This window comes from Bacillus sp. FSL R10-2780, assembly GCF_038006125.1.
Taxonomy (GTDB): domain Bacteria; phylum Bacillota; class Bacilli; order Bacillales; family Bacillaceae_G; genus Bacillus_A; species Bacillus_A cereus_U.
On sequence record NZ_JBBOUQ010000001.1, the window covers coordinates 2933540 to 2952389 of the forward strand.

The following is an 18850-nucleotide window of genomic DNA, read 5'->3' on the forward strand; positions in this document are numbered from 1 at the left end:
ATAAAAATGTATTATATCAAAAAAAGCAGTAGACAAAAGAGTGTCTACTGCATCCATATCATAACTAGTATTAAGAAAACTACAATTGAGGGGGTGTAGGATTTTCATATATACTAGATACTTATCCCGTTCTAACGGGCGGTAAACCTTCCAATCTTTTGAGTGGAAAGTTTACCGCACATAAGAACTTTGCGGTCATTAAGAAAGCACTGTTAAGTATTCAAATACACGCTGAGCTTTTTCTCCACCCATTCGTGCATGTTGAAGTAGCGAAATGCCATGCGGGCCAGGTGCAAATAATGCTTCTGGTTGTACTACTAAAATAGCTTGTACGACTTCAAGTTCACCAAGCATAGCCGCTGCGAAAATATCCATCCGAGCGCCCTTTGCCAGTAAATAAAGTGCAATATCTTTACGTCCTACATGGGCCGCTGCTCCTAAGGCACTTTCCCAATCTGAGCCGCCCCAATTATAAGAGGCATGAAGTAAGCTTGGCGATTCTGCCAATAGTTCCTGTACTTTTTCTAAATCTCCGTGAGCTGCCATAACAAATTCTCTTACTAATTCAATGGTAATACGTTCTTCTGTTTGCATCGCTCTGCTCCTTTTTTAGAAATTCGTTTCGGTGTAAAAAATGGCTTGTCGCTTCCTTGAAAAATATCTACTTCTATGCCAAATACATGTTGAAACATTTGTTGACATAATACTTCTTCTGGTACACCGTCATACTGAATCTTTCCTCGCTTTAATACGAGTAAACGATCACTATATTGAGCCGCTTGGTTAATGTCATGTAAGACCATTATAATTGTCATACCAAACTCCTCGTTTAATCGTTTCACAAGTTCCATTACTTCCAACTGGTGAACGATATCCAAAAAGGTTGTTGGTTCATCTAATAATAAGACATTTGTACGTTGTGCTAGCGTCATCGCAATCCAAGCACGTTGTCTTTCTCCTCCTGATAAGGATTGTAAAAGACGATATTCATACCCTTCAAGATTTGTAACAGACAATGCCCAATCAACAATTTCTTCATCTTCTTTGTTTAAGCGACTACTCCATGATTTATGAGGACCTCTTCCGAACTCTATTAGTTCTTTCACTGTTAAATCTAATTGATGATCATGCATTTGTGGTAACATCGCTAATTGCTTCGCTACATCTGCACTCTTCATCGTATGAATATTTGTCCCATCTAAAATGATATCTCCTTCGCTTTGTTTAAGTAGCCGTGCTATTAAACGCAGCAAAGTAGATTTCCCGGATCCATTCGGACCGATTAAACTAACGATTTCTCCAGCTTTAATATGTACATTCATATTTTGCATTTGAAATCTTTCAGAATGTGCGTAAAACACTTTGTTAACGGAAATCACGTTGTTTTCCTCCTCTATGAATTAAATATAAGAAGAACGGACCACCTAAGAAGGACAATAAAATACCAACAGGCAATTCGATTGGATCGAACCAACTTCGAGCTATCGCATCCGCGAAAACAAGTAATATCCCTCCGCCAAGGCATGATAATGGCAGTAAATATTTATAGTCATTTCCAACTAATAAACGTAACATATGCGGTACAACAAGACCTACAAATCCAATTAGACCAGAAACACTAACCGCAATTCCAGCTAACATTGTACTTACTACTATTAAATAAAACCGACTTCTTTCCACGTTATGCCCTAATAATTTCGCCATTTCATCCCCAAGCATTAATACTCGAATGTGTTTAATACCGAAGAAAGCTAATATAATAGCGAATGTTGCATAGTAAATAATCATATTTAAATGTGCCCAGCTCACACCACCAATACCGCCAGCTAACCACGGTAACACGGATTGTACTTTGTCACTATGTAATAACATTAATGCTGACGTTGCTGCACCAATTAATGCATTGATTGACACACCTACTAAGACGATTCTTGAAGGCGGTGCCCCTTTTTGCCATGATAAAGCATAAATGACCATCGCTGTTATGAAAGCTCCTAAAAACGCTCCTAGCGGTAAAAAAGCCATGTGCTGAGGAAATAGAATCATAATTACAATTGCTACAAGACCCGCTCCAGATGAAACCCCGATAATTCCAGGGTCTGCAAGAGGGTTTCTCATAACCCCTTGCAGTAATGCTCCAGATGTAGCTAAACACGTTCCTACTATAAACCCAACGAGCACTCTCGGTATGCGAAGATCCCATACAATCCGATGAACTGTCGAACTTTCATCTTGTATCCCTGTTAGAATGTCTCGTAAAGAAAAAGATAAACTTCCTGCGAAAAGACCGTAAAAAAGACTTAGAAATGTTAATACGACTAAAGTAACTGCTATTATCCATCTTTTCTTTGCAAAAGGATGTTCCTTTTCTCTTACTATTTCACTACTCTCCATACTTATCATTTCCTTACATCTTGTATACTTTTATACATGAATTCCATCGCTTCTGTAACTTTTGTCCCAGGATTTGATCCAAATAAATCTGGTGGCAAAATAACTACGCGATTTTGTTTTACTGCATCTAAATTTTTCCATGCTTCATTTTTCATCATTTTGCCTTCAAATGCTTTTTTCACACTATTGGGATCTCCATGTGTAATTAAATAAATTACATCTGGATTCGCTTCAATAATACGTTCTACACTTAGCTGTGCATATTGCGGATATTCTTTCATTTCTGGAAAACCCGCTGCGATATTTTTCCCGCCCGTTTTTTCTAAAATATCCCCTGATAGAGATGTTGGTAATGCTGCTAAATAAGTGCCTGGTGCCCCATACACTAGCAATGCTTTAACGTCACTCTTTTTCTCATATTTCTTCATTTGATCATTAATTTTTTGGTTAAGCTCTTTTGCTTTATCTTCTTTTTTCATTACTGTTCCATACATTTCAATACTCTTTTGAATATCTTTTACAGAGTTGGCTGAAGAAATGATTACTTTTGTTCCTTGCCCTTCAACCGTTGGAATATTTTTTTGGAATCCATTATTAGCAACAAGTACGTCTGGCTTTAAACTAGCAATTTGTTCAAAGTTTGGCTGATGTGCATTTCCAATTACTTGTGTTTTTTGCAAATCTTCTGGAAGGGGGATTTTTGCATCTGGACGCCCGACGATTTTTCCTCCTAAAGCGTGGATAACATTCATGTCACCCATACTTAACGTCGCAAAACTTTCAGGAACTTTATTGAATGTTATCTTTCTGTCTGAGAGATCGGTAATTTCGATTTTGTCTGTTCCTTTGTCTGTTTTTGTGGCGGATGCTTTTTCGTTTTCTTTTGCACTGCAACCTATTAATAAGAAAAAAATAGATAAGATCGCTGTGAACAGCGTAATGGATTTTTTCATTCTTTCACCTCTAATTGATAATGATAATCATTAACTACTATTCTACTTTAATTGATATAGATTATCATTGTCAATATAAACCGCATACATTTTCTTCAAAAACGAAAAAAACGCTACAAAAAGACTTTTTCTTTTCGTAGCGCTCTATTTAACAATTTTCTTCATATTCGCTCTCCTCTAATTGGTCACGCATCGTTCTAACACACTTAAAGAAGAAAAAAGCAAGAACTAAAAATACAACAATACTCCCCATCATAACAAAAGACTGCACCATATCTTTGACTCCGCTTGGAATTAATAAACCGATCATTAAAAATGTACTTATAGACAAAAGTACTTGTCCGAAACGGGTATAATCTGCTATTTTTCCTTGTAATTCTTTCATCTCTTTATCACTCCCATCCTCACTTTATCACATTCTATTAAGCTTAAAGACAAGTAAATAGAACCAAACTGGGAGATGTTTTCCAAAGTAAAAAAGAGCCACTTAAATGCGGCTCTTTTTTATCTATTATACGCCTTTATACGCTTCCATATAGACTTCTTTTAGCTCTGAAATGAGCGGCAATTTTGGATTAGCTGTTGTACACTGATCTTCAAACGCTCTTTCTGCTAATATTCCAACAACCGCTTCAAATTGTTCTTTAGCGACTCCTTGTCCTGCGATACTCATATTAATATTCAATTTTTTCCCAAGCGCAATAATTGATTGGATAAGTGATTCCACACCTTCTTCTGTTGAACTTGCTGGAAGCCCGAGCATCCTCGCAATATGTGCATAGCGTTCATCTGCCACAAAGTGCTCATATTTTGGGAACAATGCGTGTTTCCTTGGCTTAATAGCATTATAGCGAACTACATGCGGCATAAGAATTGCATTTGCGCGTCCGTGTGGAATATGGAATTCTGGTCCAAGTTTATGTGCTAAACTGTGATTAATACCAAGGAAAGCATTAGCAAATGCCATCCCTGCAATCGCAGAAGCGTTATGCATTTTTTCTCGGGCCTCTTCATCATTTCCATCTTTATATGCTCTCGGTAAATATTTAAACACGAGATCAATCGCTTTTAACGCTAAACCGTCCGTATAGTCATTTGCCATAACAGACACATACGCCTCAATTGCATGCGTCAATACGTCCATGCCGGTATCTGCTGTTACATGAGGTGGTACTGTCATTACAAATTGCGGATCAACAATTGCTACATCTGGTGTTAATTCATAATCAGCAAGCGGATATTTTATATTATTTTTCTTATCTGTAATAACCGCAAATGGCGTCACTTCTGAACCCGTCCCTGATGTTGTTGGAATGGCAACAAATTGCGCTTTATTTCCCAAGTTCGGATACTTACATGTACGTTTTCTTATATCTAAAAACTTCTGTTTAATTCCATAGAATGTTGTTTCTGGGTGCTCATAGAAAAGCCACATCCCTTTTGCTGCATCCATAGCTGAACCACCACCAAGTGCGATAATTACATCTGGCTTAAAACTTTTCATCATGTCCGCACCTTTAAAAACAGTTTCATCTGATGGATCTGGCTCAACCTCGAAGAAAACTTCAACTTTCACATCATTTGCATGTTTACGTAAATAGTGCGTGACCGTATCTACATATCCATGCTCAACCATCCCTGGATCCGTTACAATAAATGCACGTGAAATATTAGGCATGTTTGCTAAATATGCTGTTGCATGTTTTTCAAAATAAATTTTTGGTGGTAATTTGAACCACTGCATATTCTTTTTTCTATTTGCCAGCCTTTTTATATTTAGTAAATGAGTAGCTGTTACATTTTGGGAAACTGAGTTTTTTCCGTAGGAACCACATCCAAGCGTAAGGGATGGAATAAATCCGTTATATATATCACCAATTCCCCCTTGTGATGAAGGTGCATTTACAATGAGACGGCAAGCTTTCATACGTAATCCAAATTGTTTTTGTACTTCTTTATTTGTAGAATGGATGACTGCTGAATGCCCTAAACCGCCAAGGTCTAGCATTTCTTCGCAATATGTAAATCCTTCTTCTAATGAATTTGCTTTTAAACAAGCTAATACTGGACTCAGTTTTTCACGAGATAGTGGATACGCCGATCCAATCCCTTTAATTTCAGCTACAAGCATTTTTGTATCTTCAGGCACAGTAATTCCTACTAATTCGGCAATATACTGTGCTGATTTCCCAACAATATCACTATTTACTGCACATGTATTTTCATTAATAACAAGCTTTTCTAATTTTTCTCTCTCTTCTTCTGTTACAAAATAACAATTATTTGCAATCATTTCTGTTTTAACATCATTATAGATTTCCTTATCTACAATGATAGCTTGTTCTGACGCACAAATCATACCGTTATCAAATGTTTTCGATAAAATCAAATCATTAACAGCTCGTTTTACATGTGCCGATTTCTCTATATAACATGGTACATTACCTGGACCTACACCTAACGCTGGTTTGCCAGTAGAATACGCTGATTTCACCATACCAGCTCCTCCAGTTGCTAGAACGAGCGCAACACCTTCATGATTCATTAATTGTTTCGTTGCTTCGACAGAAGGTCTGTCAATCCATTGAATGCAGTGCTTTGGTGCACCAGCCTTCACTGCAGCATCGTATACTGTTTTCGCTGCTGCAATAGAACATTTTTGTGCAGAAGGATGGAATGCGAAAATAATTGGATTTCTCGTTTTTATCGCGATTAATGCTTTAAACATCGTTGTCGACGTTGGGTTGGTTACTGGCGTTACTCCAGCTACTACACCAACCGGTTCCGCAATTTCTATTACTTCTTCATGAGGATCTTCATGAATAATTCCTACCGTCTTGTCTTTCTTTATACTATGCCAAATGTATTCAGTGGCAAAAATATTTTTAATGCATTTATCTTCATATACACCACGACCCGTTTCGTCAACAGCCAATTTCGCAAGCGGCATATGTTGATCAACACCTGCTAGTGCCATTTTATGAACAATGTTGTCAATTTGCTCTTGTGTAAAACCTTCTAATGCTTGTAAAGCTTTTTGACCGTTATCTACTAACGAATCAATCATCTCTTTTACTTCCTGCATTTCATTTACAACTTTCTCTTTGACTACCATGTAAATTTCCTCCTATTCTACTATTCCGGTCCTTATATGTCCCTATAGGTCAAAATAAGTCCCAATTATCGCAAAAAAATAGAGTTGCCTGCCTACATGAATTTCATTCTTTGTGAAACATTTCACAAGTTTGTTCGTGAGTAACATTTCATGAATTCAATATACATGAAATTATTTCATTTGTGTATGTCTATTTTGTGAAACATTTCACAAAATGATGTAATAAAAATGCACTGCTCTATATTAGCAGTGCATTTTTATTATGCTAGCGCTTGTGCTAAATCTTCAATTAAATCTTCACCATCTTCAATACCGACTGAAATACGAATTAATGTATCTGTAATTCCTAACTCTTTGCGGCGATCTGCTGGGATTGATGCATGTGTCATTTGAGATGGGATAGAGATTAAACTTTCTACTGCTCCTAAGCTTTCAGCAAGTGTAAAGTATTGTAACTTCTCAAGTGCTCTATTTAATGTTTCCTCACTATCTACATCGAATGAGATGATTGCACCAAATCCATTCGCCTGTTCTGTTGCTAATTCGTGATTTTGATGTGATTCAAGACCTGGATAATATACTTTATTTACTTTTGGATGGTTATTTAAAAACTCAGCAATGGCGCGTGAATTCGTTTCATGTTCTTCCATACGAATTCCTAATGTTTTTAAACCGCGAAGTAGTAAGAAGCTATCTTGTGGGCCAAGAATACCTCCTGTTGAGTTTTGTACAAAGTGAAGGTCTTCTGCTAATTGCGGGCTATTTACAACTACTAGGCCTGCAACTACGTCACTATGTCCTCCTAAATATTTCGTTGCACTATGAAGTACAATGTCTGCTCCTAAAGAGATTGGCGACTGCCAATATGGCGTCATGAATGTGTTATCAATAATTGTTAATACATCTTTCTCTTTAGCAAGAGTAGATATTTTCTTAATATCAGTAATTTTTAGTAATGGGTTCGTTGGTGTTTCCACATAAATCGCTTTCGTATTTGGACGAATCGCTTCTACAACTTCCTCTAGGTTTGTTGTATCTACAAATGTATGCTCAATACCGAAGCGGTTTAATACTTTCGTAATAACACGGTACGTTCCGCCATAAACATCATCTGTTAAAATGACATGATCACCTTTTGAGAACAACATAATTGTCGCTGTAATAGCAGCCATTCCTGAACCAAATGCAAATCCAGCATGACCATTTTCTAATACGGCAATCATTTCTTCTAAAGCTGCACGTGTTGGGTTACCTGTACGTGAATATTCATATCCTTGATGCTTACCAACTGCTTCTTGTTTGTACGTACTCGTTTGATAGATCGGTACGTTTACAGATCCAGTTGAAGGTTCTCCTATGCGAATACCATGAATTAACTTTGTCTTTGCTCTCATTTTTTATTCCCATCCTTTGTATATGTCTTTACTTAAATAGCGCTCACTACTATCAGGAAAAATCGTTACAATATTTGTACCTGGTGCTGCTTTCTCTGCCTCAAGTAAGCTTGCATGAAATGCTGCTCCTGAAGAGCTTCCAACGAGAAGGCCTTCCTTTTGTGCCAATTCTTTTACACGTAAAAATGCATTTCGATCAGAAATCGTATGAATTTCATCAAAATAAGATGTTTTTAAAAATGGTGGAATGAATTCAAGACCAATACCTTCTGTTTCATGTGAACCAGCTTTGCCGCCATTTAAAATAGATCCTTCTGGTTCTACAATAACCGTTTTAATATCAATATTTTTTTCTTTTAAATAAGACGCAGTTCCCATAAACGTACCGCCAGTTCCTGCACCCGCAACAAATATGTTAATCTCTCCATTCAGTGCGTCCCAAAGTTCAGGACCTAGTGTTTTGAAATAAGCACGAGGGTTTGCTTCATTAGCAAACTGACTTGGAGAGTATGAATTTGGTATTTCCTTTACTAATTCTTTTGCCTTTGCAATTGCGCCGGTCATTCCTTGCTCAGTCGGTGTATGCACGACCTTTGCACCTAGCGCTTTCATTAATTCTTGTTTTTCAATACTAAATTTCTCTGGTACACAAACAATGACGCGTAAATCATGTTCTAACGCTGCAAGTGCCAGTCCAATGCCGGTATTTCCAGCCGTCGGTTCAATAATTGTCCCGCCCTCTGCAACAAGCCCTTTTTCTAACGCATCTTCGATTAATTCTCTTCCTAAACGATCCTTAACGCTTCCGCCTGGGTTGTAAAATTCAAGCTTTGCAAATAAACGGACTCCTTTCGGAAGTGAAAAACGAGTAATTTCTACGATTGGTGTATGGCCAATCAACTCATGAACTCCACGATATACATTCATCGTGTTCTCCCCCTTATTTGCCAATAAAGAAAAGGCAACTGTATGTATTTTCTTTATATGAGACAGTTGCCTTTTTGTTACATTACTTTAACTCTTCTAGTACTTTTACGATAAAGTTTGTAGAATGAAGAGCTGCTTGATCTAAAAATTGATCAAATGAAACATTTGATTCTTTACCAGCAATATCAGAAAGTGCACGAATAATAACAAATGGAACTTCGTATTGGTGGCATACTTGCGCAACAGCTGCTGCTTCCATTTCTACTGCATAAAGATCTTCAAATTTATCACGAATTGCTGCAACACGGTTCGGATCACTCATAAATGAATCACCTGTTGCAATCATACCTTTTACAACTTGAATATTTTCTTCTGCCTGCATACATTTCTCAGCTAATGCAACTAATGCCTCATCAGCTTTAAATCCAGGTGGCATTCCTGGCACTTGACCATATTCGTAGTTAAATGCTGTTACATCTACGTCATGGTGACGAACTTCTGTTGAAATAACTACATCACCAACATTTAGAGAGTGATGGAATCCACCAGCTGAACCAGTATTAATTACTTTTTCAGGCTTATATTTTTCTAATAAAATTGTCGTTGACATCGCTGCATTTACTTTACCAATACCAGACTTTAGCAAGATTACTTCATGTCCTGCCAATAGCCCTTTCGTAAATTCAGAACCTGCAACAGTTTCTGTTTCTGCTTGTTCTAGTTTGTCACGTAAAATACGTACTTCTTCTTCCATTGCTCCAATTACAGCAATTCTCAATCTAATCCCTCTTTCTATTGCTTAGTTGCCTCCATTACCCAAACGAAATGATTTAATCTCGTAAACGTTACATGGAAACCATTGTTTTCAAAAATAGATTGCATGATCGGAATACGTGTATAGTATTCTGTTTGCAAATCGTTTGCTAACTGATGAAAACCTCTTTGTTTTGCTACTTCGACAGTTTTATCATATGCCTCCTGATCTGCAAATATCGTATCAGCAAACACTATTTTACCACCTTTGTTTAGCAATTGACTATACTTCGCAATTGCTACGTCTTTTTCTTCATCTGTTAAATGATGAAATGCGTAAGTGCTCACGATAGTATCGATTGAATTCGGGACTTCAAATGATAGAAAATCACCTTCTGTAATTGAACATTCTTTTGGTAATTTCTCTTTTGCAATTGTACGCATTTCGCGTGACGGTTCTATACCGTAAACTGTGCGACCAGCAAGTAATAATTTATTTGTTAAGTTGCCAGTACCAACACCAAATTCTAATACGTTGCCAAATGACTTGTTAACTACATCCTCTAAAATGTCCTCATAATGGGCGAAAACTTCTTTATATTGTATATCTTCGCCTTGTACAAATGAGTCGTACGTATGAGCCCATTCATCAAATAAACCATTAAATTCTGTTCCCATAAAAATTCCCCTTTTTCTTATCGGTTTTATCAGTATAATATGCCCTCTTTCTAAAAATGTCAATTGAAATGTACGTAGTATTTCCTTCTTTTCTTTGTTACACTATAGGTGATTACATAGGAGAGGAGTGGTCTTCGTGTCATTTACCTTTGAAATGTTAGAAGATAAAGTGGAGTTTTTTGAGGCTGCAAATTTAGTTTCTTTAGAGAAGAAAATTAGCGAACAAATTGATAATAATAAAGCACTTATGCTCGAAGTTCATCATATTTCTCACCAAATGGTTATGGACCCTGAAAGTAAAAGACCTTATTATAGCGCGGTTGTGCATTTTAAGTTAAAGAAATTACGTTAACTAAAAAAGAGAAGCTCCTAAGAGCTCCTCTTTTTTAGTTTAGAGTTTGAACGAGTACCGGTTTCCAGCCCTCATTTTCTACCCAATCAATATTTACATAATATTTTTTACCTGATTGCTTATCTTGGACATTACCGTATGCTTTATTCTTACCGTTATTTCCGATTCTATGAATAACTAATTGCTCTACTGGAACGTCAATTGCAGTGGAAATCGCTTGATTCATTTCATTCCAATCTGCTGTACCTTTTTTAAACGTCATCGCAGGTGTTCCACCTTGTTCTGTACCTACTGGCTTCCAAGAGGATTTCGTATACGCATCTGTTGCCTTTGGCTGTGTTTTTTCAGCTGGTTCTTTCTCGTTAGCTTTCGCTTCTTCTTCAGCTTTTTTCTTTTCTTCTTCAGCCTTTAGCTTCTCTTCTTCCTTCTTCTTAGCCTCTGCTTTCTCTTGCTCGTTCTTCTTCGTCTCTTCTTTACCTTTAGCTTTCTCAACTTTATTCTCTTTTGTTGTTTGCTGAGTTACTTTTTTATCACTAGAAGACGCTTGCTCTTTTGTACCAGGAACAAACAATTGATATGCTACAATAGCTACTGCTACTAATACAATAGCAATCGCAATATTTAAAACACCGTTTTGACGACGTTTTTGTTGTTTCTGTTGAAATCTAGATCCTCCTGCCATTCTTCAAACCTCCATGCAGTTTTTCATACTTGCTATTGTAACATTAAATCTAGAAAGGTTGAACATTTACAATAATATTTTCACGAAATGAAAACATTTCATAAATAATTGCAAGATTACTTTTCAATTTCTAATTGATGAATTGCTTCTACCATTTCTGCAAAAGCTGGTGTAACTACATTTACGTTATCTGTTTCTATATCAACTACAACTAAAGCATATCTTGGGTTTTCATATGGAAAATAACCTGCAAACCAGCGATTCACCTTCTCTCCTTTTCCTGTTTGTGCCGTCCCAGATTTTCCAGCGACAGTTAGTTGCAACGAACGGAATGCGGTTCCCGTTCCTTTCTCCATCGTTACAACGCCTCTTAACAACTGTTGTAATTTTTTCATCGTTTCATAAGAAAGCTGTTTCCCATTTAATTTATGATTTTCAAATATAAAAAAGTCGGTTCCATTTTTATACACTATTTTTTTCACAGCTTTCACTTCCATCTTCTCTCCACCTCTAGCAATTGTCGCCATCATATTCGCTATAGCTAGAGGTGACACACGTACATCTTTTTGTCCGACCATCGTTTGAGCAATCGCTTTTCTACTATCTTTATTTTCTTCGCTCCCCCAAATAACAGCACTCTTTTCTTCTGGCAATTGCTCAAATTCTGGTGTATGAAATACCGAACCTTTCCACCCTACCTTCTTACTTGCTCCTAAGGCCTCTAAATACGTTTCTAACACATCCCTATCCTTTTGCATTAGTTCATCACCTAATACGGCAAACGTTCGATTACAGCTTCTAGCAAAGCTTTCCTTAAAGTTTAATGACCCCATCATAACTTGTGGAAGATTTTCACCGTATAAATCCGTATTACAGTTAAATGTACGATTAAACCGCACCAAATTCTCATCAATTACTGCTGCTGCAACTACTGTTTTAAAAACAGACCCCGGAAAATGAGGAGTTAACATTTGATTTTCAAGTGTAGCTTTATATATCCTCCTATCATTCATCTGTAAAGAAGGCCTACTTACCATTGCTAAAACTTCACTATTCTTTATGTCTAGTAATACTAACCCACCTTTTTTTATTCCATTTTCATCTATAATCCTCTCTGCTCGTCGTTGCAACGTTTTATGTATTGTTGTTTGAATAGTAACTGGATAAAATGGATTTCCTGGTGAAGTGTATTTCGCCTGTTTCCCGAAAATCGGTTCTCCTTGTCGATCCACTTGATATAGTACTTTCGCTTCTCCATCAGTCAGTAAAAATTCATCAAATGATTGTTGCAATCCCGAAATACCAATTGGCGTTTGTTTCGAAGTTTTTTTCATTTCTCCATAACGCTTTTGAAATTCCTGTTCATTCTCTCCCACATCACCAATTAAATGATTTGCCTCTCCCGTTTGCTTCAGTCGAACTTCTGCTGCTACAATACCTAAAATATCTAATTGATTTACCTTCTCCATCTGCTCGAGCGTTAATTGAAATGGGATATTCCCCCTTCGTAATATAAATGCTTGATTCTTATTTTTCATTTGCAGTCTTATTTCTTGTCTCGACACACCAATGATATGCGCAATTTTCTCTAACATGTCATTTTTTATTTGTAAAAATGGAAAAACAATTAAGACTGGATATTTCTCTTCACCAATTTCCTTACCATTTCGATCTGTAAAATGCCCTCTTCCATTATCTACTGTAAGTGATTGTGTTCGTTGCGTAACACTTTTTTCAATCAAATTGATATTTCGATCAGTAAAGGATTCCGTATCAATAATCTGTACTTGGATTAAACGACAAAGTAATAAAAAAATCACACCCATAAAACAAATTAAAACAATTATAATTCTCCGTTTCATTTTCATAAAAAACACCTCGTCTATTGTAGTTTAGACGAGGTGTTTCACCTTTTATACAAATAAAAAATCACTCGTTTTCACACGAGTGATTTTTACGTTATTTTACAGAGATAATCTCTACTTGCATTTCTCCACCTGGTGTTTGGATTGCTACCTTCTCACCAATTTGCTTACCTAATAAGCTTTTTGCGATTGGAGAATCGTTAGAAATTCTTCCTTCAAATGGATCAGCTTCTGCGCTACCTACGATTGTGTACGCTTCTTCGTCTCCACCTGGTAACTCTTTAAATGTTACTGTTTTACCTAATGTTACAACTGTAGACTCTTCACCATTGTCTTCAATGATAACCGCATTACGGATCATATTTTCAAGTTGTGTAATGCGTCCTTCTACGAATGCTTGCTCATCTTTCGCTGCATCATACTCAGAGTTCTCAGAAAGATCTCCGAAGCTACGTGCGATCTTAATACGCTCTACAACTTCTTTACGTCTTACTGTTTTTAATTGTTCAACTTCGTTCTCTAGTTTTTGCTTACCCTCTTGCGTCATAGGGTATGTTTTTTCTGTTGCCATGTTTTCCACTCCTTTTATATACCAATCCCCTGAAAAAAAGAGGAGTTCCATATGAAAACTCCTCCGCTTATATATAGCGGAGGTTTCTAGCACACGTGCACTAGTGGAGTTGTCACATACAACCCCTTATTCTCCAATTCTTCCTTATATAAAGAAGGTATGTATGGAAAGTTGATATAAATATGCCCTCACCTATTGGTAGGTGAGGTTTCATGTTTCATTGTATTCGATAAGAAGGGAAAAAATCCCTTCCTAACGTATATCTTTTACTATGCTATTACAAATTTACTTTTTGTTCAAGAATTGTTGCAATTTTTGTAACCATAATATCAATTGCAACATGGTTTTGTCCACCTTCAGGGATAATAATATCCGCAAATTTCTTAGAAGGCTCAATAAATTGATTATGCATTGGTCGTACAACGTTTACGTATTGGTCAATAACTGAATCCATTGTACGACCGCGCTCTTCAATATCGCGCTGCATGCGGCGTAAAATACGAAGGTCCGCATCTGTATCAACGAACACCTTAATATCCATTAACTCACAAAGACGTGGGTCTTCTAAAATAAGAATTCCTTCTAAAATAATTACATCTTTCGGCTCAACTGGAATAATTTTTTCTGAACGCGTATGCAATGTATAGTCATATATAGGCTTTTCCACTTGCTCATATGCAAGCAACTGCTGCAAATGGTCAATTAACAAATCATTATCAAACGCTAACGGATGATCGTAATTTGTTTTTAAACGTTCTTCCATTGGTAAATGGCTTTGATCTTTGTAATAATAATCTTGCTCCAAGATTAAAATGGAATGACCTTTAAAATGGTCAAAAATCGCTTTCGTTACACTTGTTTTTCCTGATCCTGAACCACCAGCGATTCCAATTACAACAGGCTTATTCGTCCCCATTCGACTACCACTCTTTCTTATTGAAGTATGTTTTTGCGCATCATATTATTCACATACACTGGTTGATCCACTTTGAATTTCACGATTTGCAACGGATGTCTCGCTGCATCTAATTCGTTTCCATCCTCATCCCAAATTTTCTCCACCGTCTGCGTAAAGTTTTCTATTTCTGGCCCAAAGAACTCCACTTCATGTCCTGGTTTGAAGTGATTACGTTGCTCAAGCGTTACGATGCCCGTTTCTTCATTATAATCTAACACTAAACCAGCAAAATCATACGTTGTTTTCTTACTATGATTTCCAAACATTTGCTCTTGATGTCCTGGAACCCCTTCAAAGAATGCAGGAGCTGTATCACGATTTGCACATTTATCAAGTTCATCTAACCATTCTTGTTTAAACTCAAAGTTATCCGGATCCGCACAATACGCATCAATTACTTTACGATATACAGTTGCTACAGTCGCTACGTAATGGATAGATTTCATACGTCCTTCAACTTTTAAGCTATCAATTCCAATTTCAATCATTTTCGGAATGGATAAGATTAAATTTAAATCTTTTGGGCTCATCGCAAAGTGAGCATCTTCTTCCTGGAATAGAGGAAGCTCTTTTGCATCTTTATGTTGTGATACCGTTTGAACTAAATCATAATCCCAGCGGCAAGATTGACAACAACCACCACGGTTAGAGTCACGCGCTGTCATATGGTTACTTAATGTACATCTCCCTGAATACGCGATACACATTGCACCATGGACGAATGCTTCAATTTCAATATCAACTTTTTCTTTAATTTCTTTCATTTCTTCATAGCTTGCTTCACGAGCTAATACAAGACGATGTAAACCTTCTTCTTTCCAATACTGTGCTGCTTTCCAGTTGGATAGTGATTGTTGTGTACTTAAATGCACCTCAACAGAAGGCGCTACACGTTTACATGTCTCAATAATAAGCGGATCGGCAACGATAATTCCCGTTACGCCAGCTTTTTCAATCCCTTTTAAATATTCCTCTAGCCCATCCATATTTTCATTATGTGCAAAAATATTTGTTGTTACGTATATTTTTGCTCCATATTTCTTTGCAAATTCAACGCCTTCTGCCATGTCTTCCAGCGTAAAGTTACCTGCATTAGAACGAAGACCAAATTCTTGTCCACCTAAATATACAGCATCTGCCCCATAATGGATAGCTACTTTTAATTTTTCTAAGTTACCCGCAGGGATTAACAGTTCAGGTTTTTTCACAATAACGCGTTTGCCATCGATCACCCGTGAAATTTCTTGTACAGTCATTTCCTACACCCTCCTCGTTTAGTAAACCGTTTCTTTAAAGAAGAATCCTGTATCTAACGGACGATTTACCGGTTGTATTTCTTCTATCTCTTTCAATAAATCATCTTTCACGTCATAATACGCATCACGATCTTCTACACATAAATCAATCGCCTTACGATATTTCTTCGTTACTTCAATAATGTATTCAGAACTTTTTAGGACACCATCAATTTTTAAGCTATCGACTTCAGCATCGATTAGTTCCTCTAACTCATCGATGAAACAAATATCATTTGGACTCATAATGTGAGTACCGTTTTCATCTTCATAAATTGGATATTTGTTATTACGTTCTGGGTCGTATAAGAACATATTCTCTTCATACTTTTTCTTTTCGATGTCGAGATTACGCCCTTGATACTCAAAGTAGTTTCCTACTAGTGAACGCTTCGATTGGAACATGCAAGTCATACCGTGAATTTGTACTTCAAGTTCCACTTCAGCATTTTCTTTTAATTCAGCAATTTCATCTAAGCTAAGCTCACGAGCTAATACAGCGCGTTTCGCGCCTCTTTGCCCCCAATAGTTACAAGTAAACCAGTTTGTCGCTGTCGTTTCTGTATTCCAGTGCAGTTGCATGTTTGGTGCAACTTCACGAACAGCCATTAATACCGCTGGATCTCCGAAAACAATCGCATCTACATTTACCTCATTTAAAAAGGCAACGTAGTCCGTTAATTCTTCCACTTTATCATTATGGAACATCGCATTCATTGCAACGTATACTTTCACACCATTTTCATGTGCAATGTTTACAGCTTGTTTCACATCTTCACGTGAAAACTCTCCTGCCAAACGTAAACCAAACTTTTGTTCACCAACCATTACTGCATCTGCCCCTGCTTTCACAAGAGGTTCAATATCCGCCACCGCTCTAGGCGTTACTAACAATTCAGGTTTCTTCATACTTTTGTCACCCTCTCTTTTTACTTACAGCCACTCCATCGCCAATTGGGAAAATCGTTGTATCATATCCTTCATGGTTCATAAGCCATTCATTGTACGTCTTAATACGACGAATCAAACCACGCGTACGTCTATTTTCAATTTTCTCTTTTGTCGTCACAAGACCATGGTACATAACGTTATCTGAAATAATAACGCCACCAGGATTTAATAACGGTTCGTATAAGTCAAAAAAGCGACGATACTGCCCTTTCGCTGCATCAATAAAAATAACATCAAATGTTCCATGTTCTTTCACTTGTTCGCCCGTTTCTAAAGCATCACCGTAAATAACAGAAATACGGTCTGTTACTGAGGAACATTCTATATATTCAAGTGCCTTTTCATATCGTTCACGATTGCGCTCTACTGTCACAATGCGAGAGTTCGGAATAGCTTGCATCATACGAATACTAGAATAACCGATTGCTGTTCCAAGTTCTAAAATACTTTCCGGTCCAATTAAACGTAAAAATTGCAGCATAAATTCCATTCCAAGTCGATCCATAATCGGCACATGGTTTTCAGTTGCATACTCTTCCATTTCAAGAATTAATTTATCTTTTGGATCAATAAATGATAATAGGTACTCGTTAACTGCGTCCTCCATAATTGGTCCTCCTTATTTACATGGAGAAGTGCCTCTATGACGCGTCAACCTTTGTCTTTTCACACATAGAATGCAATAAAAATACAAGCCAGTTTCACCCTTAGCTTGTACGTCCCGTTTTGATATTAAAAACGATTCTTCTGCCAGTTTTTAACCCGATATATTTTACCACAAAAAAGAGGGATGTGCGACCTTTTTCGCTACCCCTCCCGATTTCATTGTTTTTTCGTAATGTATTTTTGCTTTAATGCATTATGTTCTTCTAATGTTTTCGCATAATACACTTCACCACTTGGTGCAGCTAAGAAATAATAATAATCTGTTTGCGCAGGATCTAACGCTGCTTCCACTGAATGTTTACCAGAGTTTGCAATCGGTCCAACTGGCAACCCTTTCACAACATACGTATTGTACGGTGAGTTTACTTTCAAGTCTTCGTATAATACACGTTGTTTATGCTTTCCAAGCGCGTATAGTACCGTCGGATCCGTTTGAAGCGGCATACCTTTCGCTAAACGATTATAGAAAACACTAGAGATTTTCTGGCGATCTGTAAAGCCAGTGGCCTCTTCTTCAATAAGTGAAGACAACGTGAGCAGTTGATGCACATCCCAGTTCTTCGCTTTCATTTTTGCCTCATTTTGAACAATGATTGCATTCGTTTTCTCAAGCATCGGAATTACGATTTCTTCTAATGTCGTATCTTTCTTATAGAACGAATACGTCGCAGGATATAAATAACCTTCTAATGGATATTTAATATTACTATCAAAAATTTTATCCGTTAATAGCTTCGGATACTTTTGCTGCATTTTTTGAATAAATGCTTTATCGTTTAATTGACGCACAACATCATCTTTATTCCACTTTAATTCTGTCGCAATCACTTCAGCAATTTCAGTTACTTGCGCTCCTTCTTTAATCGTCACTTTATAAAGAGCCGGACGATGTACGTTGCCAGATGACATTTGTTCAATGACATCGTTAGCATTCATCGAAGGATTTAATAAATATGTACCTGCTTGTAAGCTTTTCGACTTAACTTTCGTATAAAAACTAAAAACTGTACCGCTGTTCACAGCACCTTTTTCTTCTAAAATCTCACCGATTTTACTTGTAGATGACCCCTTTGGAATCTCTACTTCAATCTCTTTTTTATTTCCACTATCAACTGGTCCTAATGCAGATGAAATATACGCATAGACTGATCCACAAACTAAAAGCAGTGCGATAATCGAAAATAAAAAAATGCGTCTACGCTTCTTCTTCACTTGATTCTCTACCAAAATTCTTCCTCCTTAATTAATTGTAGACCATATACACTTCCTCTATACAATGCCCTACAAACATAAAGC

At 37.0% G+C, this 18850-nt stretch carries 19 protein-coding genes; 1 reads left to right on the plus strand and 18 read right to left on the minus strand.

The features are described 5' to 3' along the window. Window positions 1-198: 198 nt before the first annotated feature. The 10 genes from NSQ47_RS15345 to NSQ47_RS15390 form a co-directional block, all read right to left on the minus strand. Window positions 199-594 (minus strand): ankyrin repeat domain-containing protein, encoded by a 396-nt coding sequence (locus NSQ47_RS15345; protein WP_002160409.1) that lies wholly within the window; start codon window positions 592-594, stop codon window positions 199-201. Next, on the minus strand, window positions 561-1379 hold the full coding sequence (locus NSQ47_RS15350; RefSeq protein WP_002111952.1) for an ABC transporter ATP-binding protein: 819 nt from the start codon (window positions 1377-1379) through the stop codon (window positions 561-563). The genes NSQ47_RS15345 and NSQ47_RS15350 overlap by 34 nt, the downstream gene beginning before the upstream one ends. Then, the gene (locus tag NSQ47_RS15355) at window positions 1366-2394 is read right to left on the minus strand and encodes a FecCD family ABC transporter permease (RefSeq protein ID WP_341037271.1); all 1029 of its coding nucleotides are present in this window, start codon (window positions 2392-2394) and stop codon (window positions 1366-1368) included. Before NSQ47_RS15355 ends, NSQ47_RS15350 begins: the two co-directional genes overlap by 14 nt. Window positions 2395-2399: 5 nt before the next feature. Next, the gene (locus tag NSQ47_RS15360; RefSeq protein WP_341037272.1) at window positions 2400-3347 is read right to left on the minus strand and encodes an ABC transporter substrate-binding protein; all 948 of its coding nucleotides are present in this window, start codon (window positions 3345-3347) and stop codon (window positions 2400-2402) included. 148 nt (window positions 3348-3495) lie between these two features. Then, entirely contained in the window at window positions 3496-3732 is a 237-nt protein-coding gene (locus tag NSQ47_RS15365) for a YrhC family protein (protein WP_002111956.1), read from the minus strand. A gap of 126 nt (window positions 3733-3858) precedes the next feature. Then, window positions 3859-6462 (minus strand): bifunctional acetaldehyde-CoA/alcohol dehydrogenase, encoded by a 2604-nt coding sequence (gene adhE, locus NSQ47_RS15370; RefSeq protein ID WP_341037274.1) that lies wholly within the window; start codon window positions 6460-6462, stop codon window positions 3859-3861. Window positions 6463-6722: 260 nt separating this feature from the next. Next, window positions 6723-7856, minus strand: a complete 1134-nt coding sequence (locus NSQ47_RS15375; RefSeq protein ID WP_341037275.1) for a bifunctional cystathionine gamma-lyase/homocysteine desulfhydrase — start codon at window positions 7854-7856, stop codon at window positions 6723-6725. A 3-nt stretch (window positions 7857-7859) separates the two neighbouring features. Next, window positions 7860-8783 (minus strand): O-acetylserine dependent cystathionine beta-synthase, encoded by a 924-nt coding sequence (locus NSQ47_RS15380; RefSeq protein ID WP_070144945.1) that lies wholly within the window; start codon window positions 8781-8783, stop codon window positions 7860-7862. A gap of 82 nt (window positions 8784-8865) precedes the next feature. Beyond that, a complete protein-coding gene (gene mtnN, locus NSQ47_RS15385; RefSeq protein ID WP_016106205.1) occupies window positions 8866-9561 on the minus strand; it encodes a 5'-methylthioadenosine/S-adenosylhomocysteine nucleosidase in 696 nt (231 codons plus the stop codon). 14 nt (window positions 9562-9575) lie between these two features. Next, on the minus strand, window positions 9576-10214 hold the full coding sequence (locus tag NSQ47_RS15390) for a class I SAM-dependent DNA methyltransferase (RefSeq protein WP_341037278.1): 639 nt from the start codon (window positions 10212-10214) through the stop codon (window positions 9576-9578). 136 nt (window positions 10215-10350) lie between these two features. Here NSQ47_RS15390 and NSQ47_RS15395 point away from each other — a divergent pair, with 136 nt between their 5' ends. Then, window positions 10351-10566 (plus strand): YrzA family protein, encoded by a 216-nt coding sequence (locus tag NSQ47_RS15395; RefSeq protein WP_002160402.1) that lies wholly within the window; start codon window positions 10351-10353, stop codon window positions 10564-10566. A 34-nt stretch (window positions 10567-10600) separates the two neighbouring features. Here the strand turns inward: NSQ47_RS15395 and NSQ47_RS15400 are convergent, their stop codons facing one another. From NSQ47_RS15400 to mltG, 8 genes are all read right to left on the minus strand, one after another. Then, window positions 10601-11248 carry a YrrS family protein gene (locus tag NSQ47_RS15400; RefSeq protein WP_078180804.1) on the minus strand — a complete coding sequence of 216 codons (648 nt, stop codon included), beginning with the start codon at window positions 11246-11248 and terminating at the stop codon, window positions 10601-10603. Between the two features lie 116 nt (window positions 11249-11364). Beyond that, window positions 11365-13116: a peptidoglycan D,D-transpeptidase FtsI family protein gene (locus tag NSQ47_RS15405; RefSeq protein WP_341037279.1), complete on the minus strand. Its 1752-nt coding sequence runs from the start codon at window positions 13114-13116 to the stop codon at window positions 11365-11367. A 91-nt stretch (window positions 13117-13207) separates the two neighbouring features. Then, complete coding sequence (gene greA, locus NSQ47_RS15410) at window positions 13208-13684, minus strand: transcription elongation factor GreA (RefSeq protein WP_002173560.1); 477 nt, start codon at window positions 13682-13684, stop codon at window positions 13208-13210. Between the two features lie 277 nt (window positions 13685-13961). Continuing rightward, complete coding sequence (udk, locus tag NSQ47_RS15415) at window positions 13962-14600, minus strand: uridine kinase (protein ID WP_002015274.1); 639 nt, start codon at window positions 14598-14600, stop codon at window positions 13962-13964. Between the two features lie 17 nt (window positions 14601-14617). After that, a complete protein-coding gene (locus NSQ47_RS15420; RefSeq protein WP_002111968.1) occupies window positions 14618-15898 on the minus strand; it encodes a peptidase U32 family protein in 1281 nt (426 codons plus the stop codon). A gap of 18 nt (window positions 15899-15916) precedes the next feature. Then, window positions 15917-16846, minus strand: coding sequence for a peptidase U32 family protein (locus NSQ47_RS15425; protein WP_016106210.1), 930 nt, complete (start codon window positions 16844-16846; stop codon window positions 15917-15919). Between the two features lie 7 nt (window positions 16847-16853). Then, window positions 16854-17495 (minus strand): O-methyltransferase, encoded by a 642-nt coding sequence (locus NSQ47_RS15430; RefSeq protein WP_002034114.1) that lies wholly within the window; start codon window positions 17493-17495, stop codon window positions 16854-16856. Window positions 17496-17710: 215 nt separating this feature from the next. Continuing rightward, window positions 17711-18781, minus strand: a complete 1071-nt coding sequence (gene mltG / locus NSQ47_RS15435) for an endolytic transglycosylase MltG (protein WP_199708829.1) — start codon at window positions 18779-18781, stop codon at window positions 17711-17713. Window positions 18782-18850: the final 69 nt, after the last annotated feature.